Genomic DNA, 8,128 nt, shown 5'->3' with positions numbered 1-8,128 from the left:
CCTACGGAAAAGCCAGCTTCGCCCTGCTACGCAAGAGAATCCTACTCGACCAATAACCCCCCGACATCATTGATCACGCAACCAGCGACAGAGCCGAAAAACTAACAGCCAGTCACACCACTGCTCACACAGGGTGTCGAAGGTCGCGATCTGCCGATTTTGGCTGTGCACCAACCGATCGCGTTGATCGCGTGCGAGCCCCGGCCTGCACGTCGAGATCCTCATACGGCCCAACGCTCGCTGGAAATGCTCCAGCGCCACGATCTGGCTTCTGGCCAGGCAAACCCGAACGCCGTGATGCGGCGAGCCGATGAACCGCGCTGGCCGCATCACGGCGGATTTGCGTGACGGGAACCGGACAAAACGAGCTCCATCTGACTACGTCGCGGCGCTGGCCTGGTACGAGCGGTTGTTCGGCTCCCCGCCGTCGTTCGTCGCCAGCGACGCGGAGGCCGTGTGGGAGCTCGCCGAACGCCGGTCGGTGTTCATCGAACACCAGCCGGAACACGCCGGCCACGCCATGCACACCATCTTCGTCGACGACTTCGACACCAGGGTGGCGGAGATAGCCCGGCGAGGGCTGCAACCGGCGAAGCGCGAGACGTACTCGAACGGCATCCGAAAGGCCACCTACGCCGACCCCGAAGGAAACGAGATCAGCTTCGGCGGAGCCCCGCTCTGACCGAAACCCAAGTCCGCAACCGCCGAGCACCACCGACTCACGGCGGGCACTCACGGGTCCTGTCCAGTCGCGTTTTCGCGCGAAAACGCCATGGTGTCCGCGCCTGGTGGCGTGCCCGGTCTGTGCGGCCCGGGTGGCGAGGAGTCACCGCTTGCGGCGTGGAGGTGGGGCAGTGGACTCGCGCACCACCAGGGAGTGCGCCGTGGTGCGGCGACGGGGGCGGGCCGACGGTTCCTTCAAGGCGAGGAGCAACGCCTGCTCCCCCATTTCCGCCATCGGCAACCGGACCGTCGTCAGCGCCGGCGACAGGTGCTCCGCGACGGCCACGTCATCGAAGCCCGCCACCGAAATGTCCTTCGGCACAGTCATTCCGCGCGTTCGCAGGGCCGCGAGGACGCCGATCGCCATGTCGTCGTTGAGCGCGATCACCGCGGTCACGTCGGGGTGCTCGCCGAGGACGCGCCGCATGGCCAGCGTGCCGCCGTCGCGCGTGAACGCTTCCTCGATGACAGGAATGTCCTCAATCGACAGTCCGGCCGCTTCCAGTGCCTGCGCGGCGCCCGCGAGGCGATCGGCCACCGTGGTCAGGGCCCGGGGGCCGGCGACGAAGGCGATCCGCCGGTGCCCCAGGGAAAGCACATGTTCGGTGATCGACCGGCCACCCGCGGTGTTGTCCGGCAGCACCGCGTCGGTGCCGAGGTGGTGGCGTCCGATCACCGCGACGCGGCCCCCTGCTTCCTGGAACGCCTGGAGGTCCTGCTTCACCGACGCCTGCTTCCGCGCATCGACGAAACCCGAGCCGGCGATGATGATCGCCCGGACCCGGTTGGCGATCAGCGTGCGGACCTGGACGAGCTCGCTCTCCGGGTCGCGCCCCGTGTGGCAGATCTGCACGGTCAGGCCCTGCTGCGCGCCGACCCGCAGCACCCCGCTGGCGATCTCGGTGAAGTAGGGGTCGCCGATCTCGTGCACGAGCAGTCCGACGCTCGTGCTCGCGCCGCCGGCCAGCGTGCGGGCGTGCACGTTGGCGACGTAGCCCATCTGCGCGGCGACTTCGCGCACCCGCTCGGCGATGGCGTCGCTGACGCCCGCGGACCCGGACAGCGCCCGCGACGCCGCAGCGATCGACACCCCGGCCCGCTCGGCGACGTCGATGAGCCTGAGCCTCGCGCGTTGCTGTGGCATCCGTGACCCCTTCCGCTCCGGTCCGCCCTGCGGTCCGAGCCCACCATCATGATCCGTGACCTTGCCACTTCGTCCGATGGTTCCTATTCTGCCGTAAGCGCTTACGAAAGCGCTTGCGGATGCCCCCAACGACGGGTGGACCATGAAAATTTCACAACGTCTTCGACTAGGTGTACTCGTGACCAGCGCGAGCCTCGCGCTGACCGGCTGCCTCGCCTCGGGCGCCGGAGGCAACGACGACAGCATCCAGATCGGCATCTCCCTGCCCCTCACCGGCGACTTCTCCGAGCCCGGCAAGGGCGTCCGCCGCGGTTACGAAGCGTGGGCCGACTACGTCAACGCCCGCGGCGGGTTGCTCGGCCGCAAGGTCGAGCTGACCATCCTCGACGACCAGTCCAACGCCGACCGCGTCGCGGCCGACTACGAGAAGCTGATCAACCAGAACGGCGCCGACCTGGTCTTCGGACCGTTCTCCACCCGTCTGGTGATCCCGGCCGCGCAGGTCGCCAAGGACTACGGTTTCCTGTTCGTCGAACCGGCAGGCGCCGCCGAGGAAGTGTTCGACCAGGGCTTCGACAACCTCTTCTACGCCGCGCCCGCGGTCGCCGAGGACCACTACAACCACTTGGCCGCGGCGATCCTGGCGATGCCCGCCGATCAACGCCCGAAAACCGCCGCGTACGCGGCCATGGACGACCCGTTCGCGCAGGGCACCGCCTACGGTTTGAAGGGCAAGCTCGAAGCGGCCGGAATCCGCACGGTGGTCGATGAGGTCTACCCGCCCAACACCACGGATTTCGGTTCCATCGCGGCCAAGATCGCCGATTCGCGGGCGGACCTCGTCGTCGGCGGAACGCAGTACCAGGACGCGGTCAACCTCATCCTGGCGCTGCGCCAACTCGGCTACCAGCCCTCGATGGCGGCCTTCTCCACCGCGCCGACCAACCCGGAGTTCGCCAAGGCCATCGGCGAGCAGACCGAGGGAATCCTCTCCCCCACCGGGTACACGCCGGAAGCGAACTTCCCGTCCAACGAGGAGTTCGTCGAGCACTACACCCGGATGTTCAACTCCCAGCCCAACGAGGACGAGGCGAACGCGTGGACCACCGGGCAGGTCGTGGCCGCCGCAGTGCAGGCCGTCGGCTGCGCCGATCCGGCCCCCGACTGCCAGCGCAGGCTCATCGACTGGCTGCGCCAGAACGAGGTGGACACCGTGGTCGGCAAGCTCAGCTGGGACGCCACCGGAAAACCGCGCGGCGCGCACCTGATCCAGCAGTACATCGACGGCCGGATCCGCATCGTGCTGCCTGCCGAGACCAAGGAAGCCGGCCTGGTCCACCCCAAGCCGGCGTGGTGAATCGGCATTCACGAGGTCGGGGATCCCACAGCGAGAAGGCCCCTGAGATTCCGCCACCCGCACCGCCACGCAAAACGAGTCCGGAAAGAGGCTCTGATTGACTGCTCCCCGCCTTAAAGGACGGGGATTCCCTTCCGGCTCGCGCCAGAAAGTTCCTGCTTCACAGCCGGTCGCCCCGTCCGGGAGGTTTCCCGTTGAGGTCTTACACCTGCTCCACAGGCCGACACCGCCAGCCCGGCGGCCACAATGTTGCGCGCGGCGTTGATGTCCCGATCATGCCGGGCACCGCAGTCATTGCACGTCCACTCACGGACCTGCAACGGCATGCTCTCGGTGAGCTTGCCGCAGGCGGAGCACGTCTTGGACGAGGGGAACCAGCGGTCGATCGCTATCAGGTCCCGCCCGTACCAAGCGCACTTGTACTCCAGCATCGACCGCAACTCGCTCCACGACGCATCGCTGATGGCGCGGGAGAGATTGCGGTTACGGACCATGCCTCGCACGTTGAGGTCTTCGATCACGACCGTTTGGTTGTCGCGGACGAGTCGAGTAGTGACCTTATGCAAATGGTCCCGGCGGCGGTCAGCGATCTTCGCCTGAATCCGAGCCACCTTGAGACGGGCCTTGTCGCGGTTGTTACTGCCCTTCTCCTTCCGGGCAAGCGCCCGCTGAGCCTTGGCCAAGCGAGCACGCTCACGATCGGAGTGCTTGGGGTTGGTGATCTTCTCCCCGGTCGACAACGTCACCAGCGACGTGATCCCCGCGTCCACACCTACCGCTTGATCGGTGGGTTCGTGGTGGTCGACGGTGGTTTCCACCAGCATCGACACGAACCACCGGTCGGCGCTGTCACGCGACACGGTGACCGTGGTTGGCTTCACCGCACCCTCGGGCAGGGGGCGAGACCACACGATGTTCAGCGGCTCACGCATCTTCGCCAACGTGAGTTGCCCGTCGCGGTACTTGAACGCGGACTTGGTGTACTCCGCCGACGCCCGGGAGCGCTTGCTGGACTTGAAACGCGGGTACTTCGCGCGCTTGTCGAAAAACGCGGTAAACGCACCCTGGAGGTGCCGCAACGTCTGCTGCAACGGCACGCTCGACACCTCACCCAGAAAGCCCAGGTCCTCGGACTTCTTCCATGCGGTAAGCATGGCCGAAGTTTCGTTGTAGTTCACGCGTCGTTGTTCGGTGAACCACGCGCGAGTCCTGGCGTCCAGGGCAAGGTTGTAGACCTTACGGACACACCCGAACGTACGCAGCAACTCCTGCCGCTGCGCATCGGTCGGATATAAGCGGAACTTGTACGCCCGCTTCACCTGCGTCCTACCCATTCCCACAAACTACCGTGTTTGTTTGTAAGTCTTGATCTCGGGTGGTTATCTAAGAGCACTCGTGATCGGTTCCTCCCCGGCCTGAAGGTCGGGGTATCCGCCGATTGGAGAACCGATGACCGGATCGCTCCTGCTGCAGAGCCTGGTGCTCGGCGTGCTGCTCGGCGGGCTCTACGCCCTCCTCGCCGCGGGCCTGACGCTGTACTTCGGCGTGATGCGCGTGGTGATGCTGGCGCACTCGGCCTTCCTGATCCTGGCGGCGTACCTGGCCTGGTTCTTCAACCTCCAGACCGGTTTGGACCCGCTGCTGTCGCTGCTGGTGACCGTCCCGCTGTTCTTCGCGGTCGGCGTGCTCATGCAGCGGCTGCTGATCTCGCGGCTGCGCCCGGCGACGCTGACCATGATGTCGGTGCTGCTGACGTTCGCCGTCGCGCTGGTGATCGAGGGCGCGCTCGGGCTCGTCTTCAGCGGCACCCACCGGCGCATCCAGCTGCCCTACTCCGGCGCGGACATCCAGTTCTTCGGCGCGAGCATCCCGGTGGTGAAGCTGATCGCGTTCGGCCTCGCCGCGGTGTCGCTGGCCGGGCTCTACCTGCTGCTGAAGAAGACCCGGTTCGGCCAGGCGCTGCGCGCCACGATCCAGCACCGGGAGGCGGCGCAGCTGGTCGGCATCAACACCGGCCGGATCGCCGGCTACGGGTTCGGGTTGGGCCTGGCCACCGCGGCGATCGGCGGGACTGCGCTGGCCCTGGACTCCACGATCTACCCCTCGCTGCACTGGCATTGGATCGGCCCGCTGATGGCGATCATCGTGGTGGGTGGGCTGGGCAGCGTCCCGGGCTCGGCTATCGCCGCCATGGTGCTGGGGCTCGGCCAGAGCCTGCTCCAGCTGCCGCTCGGAACGACTTGGGCGCAAACGGTTTTCTACGTCGCGCTGTTCGCCACCTTGCTGTTGCACCCCCAGGGATTCTTCGGAGGCCGCCTTGCGCAGCGTTTCTGACCCCGCCCGCGCCGCGAAGCTCGCCGGACTGCTCGCGCTGGCCGCGCTGGTGGTCGCTTTCCCCGCGCTGGCACCGGATCCGTTCATCATGTCGGTCGGCGTGGTGATCACGAGCTATGCCGTGCTGGCCACGTCGTGGAACTTCGTGGGCGGGTTCACCGGCTACATCTCGCTGGGCCACGCGGCGTACTCCGGGCTCGGCGGCTACGCCACCGCGCTGCTGGTCGTGCGCGCGGACCTGAACCCGTGGCTCGCGCTCGTCCTCGGCGGCGTGGTCGTCGCGGTGCTCGCGGTGCCGATCGGCATCGCCAGCCTGCGGGTGCGCGGCGCGTCGTTCGTCATCGTCTCGATCGCGCTGGTGCTGATCACGCTGCTGGTCTTCCAGAGCTGGGGAGATTTCACCGGCGGCTCGAACGGTTTGCGCGTGCCGCGCCCGTTCGGTCCGGACGTGCTCCGCCCCGAGCAGCACGAGCGGTTCTTCTACCTGCACGCCGCGCTGCTGGCCGTCGCCCTGCTGTGCTGGTGGGCGATCGACCGCTCCCGGTTCGGCTCCGGGTTGAAGGCGATCCGGGAAGACGAGGACAAGGCCGAAGCGCTCGGGGTGCCGACCTTCACCTACAAGCTCGTCGCGTTCGTCGTCTCGGCGTTCTTCACCGCGCTGGGCGGCGGGCTCTACGCGCTGTGGTTCGGGTTCCTGGACCCGATCTTCCAGTTCTCCGTGCTGACCGGTTCCTACCTGGTGCTGATGAGCCTGCTCGGCGGCGTGCGCAGCCTGTTCGGGCCGGTGCTCGGCGCGATGATCGTCGGCTACGCCGTGGAGTACTTCAAGGCCCAGTACGGCGACACCCAGCTGCACCTGGTCGCGCTGGGCGTGCTGCTCGCCGCAGTCGTGCTGTTCATGCCGGACGGGATCATCCCGGCGCTGCGCGACCTGCTGCACCGGTTCCGCCCGCGGACGGCGTCGATCCGGGAAGTCAGCCAGGCCGAGCTCGCCGAGCAGCGCCGGGCCGGGACCGTCGAGGAGGCACGCCGGTGAGCACGGGATTGGAAACGACCGGCCTGACCAAGTCCTTCGGCGGGGTGCGCGCCGTCGACGGGGCCACCGTCGCCTTCCGGCACGGCAAGGTCAACGCGCTGATCGGCCCCAACGGATCGGGCAAGACCACGTTCTTCAACTGCGTCACCGGGATGATCAAGCCCGATTCCGGCACCGCGAGCTACCACGGCCGGGACATCACCGGCCGTCCGCCGCACCGGATCGCCCGCGCGGGCATCGGCCGCAGCTTCCAGCTGTGCAGGATCTTCCCGCGGATGACGGCGCTGGAGAACCTGCTGGTCCCGGTCCGCTCCCGAACCCTGCTCGGCCAGCTGGTCTCCGCGCGCCAGCGCGCCGACCTGGACCGGGCGCGCGAACTGCTCACCCGCGTCGGCATCGAGCACCTCGCCGACGTGCAAGCCCGCGACCTGTCCTACGGCCAGCAGAAGCTGCTCGAACTCGCCGGGGTGCTGATGGCCGATCCGGAGACGGTCCTGCTCGACGAGCCCGCGGGCGGGGTGAACCCGGCGCTGATCGAGCGGATCGGGGAGCTGGTGCGCGCGCTCAACGCCGAGGGCCGGACCTTCCTGATCGTGGAGCACAACATGGACCTGGTGATGAGCCTGTCCGACCACGTGGTCGTCTTCGACCGCGGGCGGCCGATCGCCGCGGGCACGCCCGACGAGGTCCGCAACGACCCGCGAGTCCTGGAGGCCTACCTTGGGATCTGAGCTGCGGGGTTCGGGCGAGCACCTGCTCGAACTCGTCGACGTCGAGGCCGGGTACGGGCGCGCGGCGCTGGTGCTGCGCGGGCTGACGGTGCGGGTGCCGCCTGCCAGCGTGGTCTGCCTCGTGGGGCCCAACGGCGCCGGGAAGTCCACGGTGCTCAAGGTCGCCAGCGGCATGCTCACGCCGCGATCCGGCCGGATTCTGGTCTGCGGGAAGGACGTCACGAGCCGCCGCCCGCAGCAGATGCTCGAAGCCGGCCTGTCCCACGTGCTCCAGGGGCACAGCGTGTTCAAGGAGATGACGGTCGCGGAGAACGTGCTGCTCGGCGCGTACGCGCTGCGGGACAGGTCCGCGATCGCCGACCGCGTGGCCTTCGTCAAGGAGCTGTTCCCGGTCGTGGCCGAGCGGTGGGACGCGCTGGCCGGGGCGCTTTCCGGCGGCCAGCAGAAGCAGGTCGAATTCGGCCGGTCGCTGATGGTCAGCCCGAAGGTCGTGCTACTCGACGAACCGTCGATGGGCCTGGACCCCAAGGCGACCGAGACCGTGTTCGCCCAGGTGGCGCGGATGCGCGAGGCGGGGACGGCGGTGCTGCTGGTGGAGCAGAACGCCCGCCGCGCATTGGAGGTCGCCGACCTGGGCTGCGTCCTCGACCTCGGCCGGGTGCACATCTCCGGCCCCGCCGCCGACCTGCTCGCCGACCCGCAACTCGGCGAGCTCTACCTCGGCAACCGACGCTCCAGCAGCACATCGTCGAAGACGTTGAAGACAGGGAGGTGCGATCTGTAGTGCGAGGTTCTTGTTCACT

At 67.9% G+C, this 8,128-nt stretch carries 8 protein-coding genes; 6 read left to right on the top strand and 2 right to left on the bottom strand.

Going from position 1 to position 8,128, the window contains the following annotated elements; all coding sequences use genetic code 11:
• Positions 1-310 precede the first annotated feature (310 nt).
• On the top strand, positions 311-682 hold the full coding sequence (locus tag AC07FN_RS25630; RefSeq protein ID WP_478397927.1) for a VOC family protein: 372 nt from the start codon (positions 311-313) through the stop codon (positions 680-682).
• 144 nt (positions 683-826) lie between these two features.
• On the opposite strand, the gene AC07FN_RS25625 is transcribed toward AC07FN_RS25630, so the two are convergent.
• Positions 827-1,867, bottom strand: coding sequence for a LacI family DNA-binding transcriptional regulator (locus AC07FN_RS25625; protein ID WP_478397926.1), 1,041 nt, complete (start codon positions 1,865-1,867; stop codon positions 827-829).
• 178 nt (positions 1,868-2,045) lie between these two features.
• Here AC07FN_RS25625 and AC07FN_RS25620 point away from each other — a divergent pair, with 178 nt between their 5' ends.
• Positions 2,046-3,224: an amino acid ABC transporter substrate-binding protein gene (locus tag AC07FN_RS25620; protein ID WP_478397925.1), complete on the top strand. Its 1,179-nt coding sequence runs from the start codon at positions 2,046-2,048 to the stop codon at positions 3,222-3,224.
• A 113-nt stretch (positions 3,225-3,337) separates the two neighbouring features.
• Here the strand turns inward: AC07FN_RS25620 and AC07FN_RS25615 are convergent, their stop codons facing one another.
• Positions 3,338-4,543 carry an RNA-guided endonuclease InsQ/TnpB family protein gene (locus AC07FN_RS25615; RefSeq protein ID WP_478397924.1) on the bottom strand — a complete coding sequence of 402 codons (1,206 nt, stop codon included), beginning with the start codon at positions 4,541-4,543 and terminating at the stop codon, positions 3,338-3,340.
• A gap of 130 nt (positions 4,544-4,673) precedes the next feature.
• On the opposite strand from AC07FN_RS25615, the gene AC07FN_RS25610 reads away from it, so the two are divergent.
• From AC07FN_RS25610 to AC07FN_RS25595, 4 genes are read left to right on the top strand one after another with little or no spacing between them, the layout of a single operon-like run.
• Positions 4,674-5,558: a branched-chain amino acid ABC transporter permease gene (locus AC07FN_RS25610; protein ID WP_478397923.1), complete on the top strand. Its 885-nt coding sequence runs from the start codon at positions 4,674-4,676 to the stop codon at positions 5,556-5,558.
• On the top strand, positions 5,542-6,594 hold the full coding sequence (locus tag AC07FN_RS25605; protein WP_478397922.1) for a branched-chain amino acid ABC transporter permease: 1,053 nt from the start codon (positions 5,542-5,544) through the stop codon (positions 6,592-6,594). Before AC07FN_RS25610 ends, AC07FN_RS25605 begins: the two co-directional genes overlap by 17 nt.
• On the top strand, positions 6,591-7,325 hold the full coding sequence (locus AC07FN_RS25600; RefSeq protein WP_132485711.1) for an ABC transporter ATP-binding protein: 735 nt from the start codon (positions 6,591-6,593) through the stop codon (positions 7,323-7,325). The genes AC07FN_RS25605 and AC07FN_RS25600 overlap by 4 nt, the downstream gene beginning before the upstream one ends.
• A complete protein-coding gene (locus AC07FN_RS25595) occupies positions 7,315-8,109 on the top strand; it encodes an ABC transporter ATP-binding protein (protein ID WP_478397921.1) in 795 nt (264 codons plus the stop codon). The genes AC07FN_RS25600 and AC07FN_RS25595 overlap by 11 nt, the downstream gene beginning before the upstream one ends.
• Positions 8,110-8,128 lie beyond the last annotated feature (19 nt).

The sequence above is a fragment of the Saccharopolyspora sp. NPDC045941 genome (assembly GCF_056431445.1).
The sequence above is the reverse complement of the archived record's forward strand: the minus strand, read 5'-3'. Positions and strand labels throughout refer to the sequence as shown.